Origin of the sequence: Amycolatopsis sp. NPDC049253, from assembly GCF_040678995.1 — a bacterium.
Lineage (GTDB): Bacteria > Actinomycetota > Actinomycetes > Mycobacteriales > Pseudonocardiaceae > Amycolatopsis.
Window position 1 is genome coordinate 1 of the sequence record NZ_JBFAQX010000076.1, and the last position, 2,020, is coordinate 2,020.

General features: G+C 56.2%; 2 rRNA genes. Both read left to right on the plus strand.

The features are described 5' to 3' along the window. A 23S ribosomal RNA gene (locus AB0K15_RS47980) occupies window positions 1-1,836 on the plus strand; the annotation flags it as partial. Window positions 1,837-1,902: 66 nt separating this feature from the next. Next, a 5S ribosomal RNA gene (gene rrf / locus AB0K15_RS47985) occupies window positions 1,903-2,019 on the plus strand. The last annotated feature ends 1 nt before the right edge of the window (window position 2,020 follow it).

The following is a 2,020-nucleotide window of genomic DNA, read 5'->3' on the forward strand; positions in this document are numbered from 1 at the left end:
TGTGTAGTCGTGTTGATGGGTAGGGGAGCGTCCTGCATCCAGGGAAGCGGCCGTGTAAACGAGTCGTGGAGGGTGTGGGAGTGAGAATGCAGGCATGAGTAGCGAATGCAGAGTGAGAAACTCTGCCGCCGGATGACCAAGGGTTCCTGGGCCAGGCTAATCCGCCCAGGGTAAGTCGGGACCTAAGGCGAGGCCGACAGGCGTAGTCGATGGACAACGGGTTGATATTCCCGTACCCGAGCATGTGCGCCCATGACGAGGCGTTTGATACTAACCACCCAAAGCATGTTGGTGAAGCCTTCGGGTGGAGCCGGCGTTGTGGAGCGTGGGACCTGATTTCGTAGTAGTCAAGCGATGGGGTGACGCAGGAAGGTAGCTCCGCCAGGCGATGGTTGTCCTGGTGTAAGCGTGTAGGCCGGAACATAGGTAAATCCGTGTTCCATGTGGCTGAGACGTGATGCGTAGCCGTTTGAGGCGAAGAGGGTGATCCTATGCTGCCGAGAAAAGCCTCTAGTGAGTGCATGCACGGCCCGTACCCCAAACCAACACAGGTGGTCAGGTAGAGAATACCAAGGCGATCGGGTGAACTGTGGTTAAGGAACTCGGCAAAATGCCCCCGTAACTTCGGGAGAAGGGGGGCCAAACACCTTGAGGCCTTTTACAGGCTAGGGGTGGGTGGCCGCAGAGACCAGCGGAAAGCGACTGTTTACTAAAAACACAGGTCCATGCGAAGTCGCAAGACGATGTATATGGACTGACGCCTGCCCGGTGCTGGAACGTTAAGAGGACCGGTTAGCTCTTTCGGGGGCGAAGCTGAGAATTTAAGCGCCAGTAAACGGCGGTGGTAACTATAACCATCCTAAGGTAGCGAAATTCCTTGTCGGGTAAGTTCCGACCTGCACGAATGGCGTAACGACTTTCCGGCTGTCTCAACCACAGGCCCGGCGAAATTGCACTACGAGTAAAGATGCTCGTTACGCGCGGCAGGACGGAAAGACCCCGGGACCTTTACTATAGTTTGGTATTGGTTTTCGGTTCGGCTTGTGTAGGATAGGTGGGAGACTGTGAAGCGGTGACGCTAGTTACTGTGGAGTCGTTGTTGAAATACCACTCTGGTCGAATTGGGAATCTGAACCTCGGGCCATGATCTGGTTCAGGGACAGTGCCTGATGGGTAGTTTAACTGGGGCGGTTGCCTCCTAAAGAGTAACGGAGGCGCCCAAAGGTTCCCTCAGCCTGGTTGGCAATCAGGTGTTGAGTGCAAGTGCACAAGGGAGCTTGACTGTGAGACAGACATGTCGAGCAGGGACGAAAGTCGGGACTAGTGATCCGGCACCACCTGGTGGAAGGGGTGTCGCTCAACGGATAAAAGGTACCCCGGGGATAACAGGCTGATCTTGCCCAAGAGTCCATATCGACGGCATGGTTTGGCACCTCGATGTCGGCTCGTCGCATCCTGGGGCCGGAGTAGGTCCCAAGGGTTGGGCTGTTCGCCCATTAAAGCGGCACGCGAGCTGGGTTTAGAACGTCGTGAGACAGTTCGGTCCCTATCCGCCGCGCGCGTAGGATACTTGAGGAAGGCTGTCCCTAGTACGAGAGGACCGGGACGGACGAACCTCTGGTGTGCCAGTTGTCCCGCCAGGGGCATGGCTGGTTGGCCACGTTCGGAAGGGATAACCGCTGAAGGCATCTAAGCGGGAAGCCTGTTCCAAGATGAGGTATCCCACCCCGTGTGGGTTAAGGCCCCCAAGAGACGATTGGGTTGATAGGCCAGAAATGGAAGCACAGTAATGTGTTGTTGAGTTGACTGGTACTAATAGGCCGAGGACTTGCCTACAAAGATGTTACGCATCCACTCTACGGTTCTGAAACACCACGCTGGTTGCGTGTTGTTTCGCAGTGTTTCGGTGGTTATAGCGCCAGGGAAACGCCCGGTCCCATTCCGAACCCGGAAGCTAAGCCTGGTAGCGCCGATGGTACTGCAACCGAAGGGTTGTGGGAGAGTAGGACGCCGCCGAACT